This is a genomic window from Bartonella sp. AA1HLJMS (assembly GCF_042197445.1).
GTDB lineage: Bacteria > Pseudomonadota > Alphaproteobacteria > Rhizobiales > Rhizobiaceae > Bartonella.
This window is the reverse complement of sequence record NZ_JBHIRW010000261.1, coordinates 1-813: the sequence shown is the minus strand read 5'-3', so window position 1 is coordinate 813 and position 813 is coordinate 1. Positions and strand designations below refer to the sequence as shown.

The 813-nt window shown below is 42.1% G+C and carries 1 protein-coding gene; it reads left to right on the top strand.

Translation table 11 applies throughout. The features are described from left to right. Positions 1 to 91 precede the first annotated feature (91 nt). A partial coding sequence (locus tag ACFIQE_RS11055) for a DUF3792 domain-containing protein (protein ID WP_375707771.1) occupies positions 92 to 813 on the top strand: 722 nt, incomplete at its 3' end.

Sequence of the window (813 nt, the reverse complement as noted above, 5' to 3'; positions counted from 1 at the left end):
TTTCCTATTCCTTTTTAGCGGCTCTATATCCCTTTTGGAACATAATTAGCAAAAAGGCATTGTATCTCCAGCATATTCAAGGAGATAAAACATGGAAACTCGCATTCCTGAAAACACACCATTCGATACGAATTTTCTAGGAGAAACATCTCTAGAAGAAAAATATTCACTCTTTCACACACCCATTTCATGGTCCGCAATCTTTGCGGGACTGGTGACGGCTCTTGCCACCTCAATCTGCCTCTCTTTTCTGGTCGCCGCTTTAGGCTTAAGCCAAATGGATTTCACTTCTTCAACCCCATTTGAAGGCTCTTTCCTCTCCTTTGGCGTGGGTTCTGTTATCGTTACACTGATTAGCCTAGCCTTGGGAGGCTTTGTAGCTGGACGTTTTGCTGAAACCTCAGGAACGCTTCATGGCTTTCTCACCTGGGCTCTCATAACATTGCTGATGACCCTCCAAGCCATCCACGTGGTTTCTAGTACAGCAAAGATAGGAGCTAAAACGGCTCTAGAAAACAGCTCCATAGTCCAACAAACCGTAGACAGCCTAAAAAACAATATTTCCCCTATACTTGCAAACTTAAACAGCGAAAGTCTTGAACAGTTTTTTGCAAAAAATAGTGACAATAGCATCAATTTTGACCAACTTTCGAGTGAATTGCGCACCCTTCTCAATAAAAGCGACATTCCTGCTCTCAACCCTGATCGCTTAAAACAAACCTATCAAGCTGCACTCAATGATATTGGTTCTGCGATAACAGCTTTCAAAAATGATCCTTCTTACTATCGCACCACTTTAAAAAATCTTGGTGA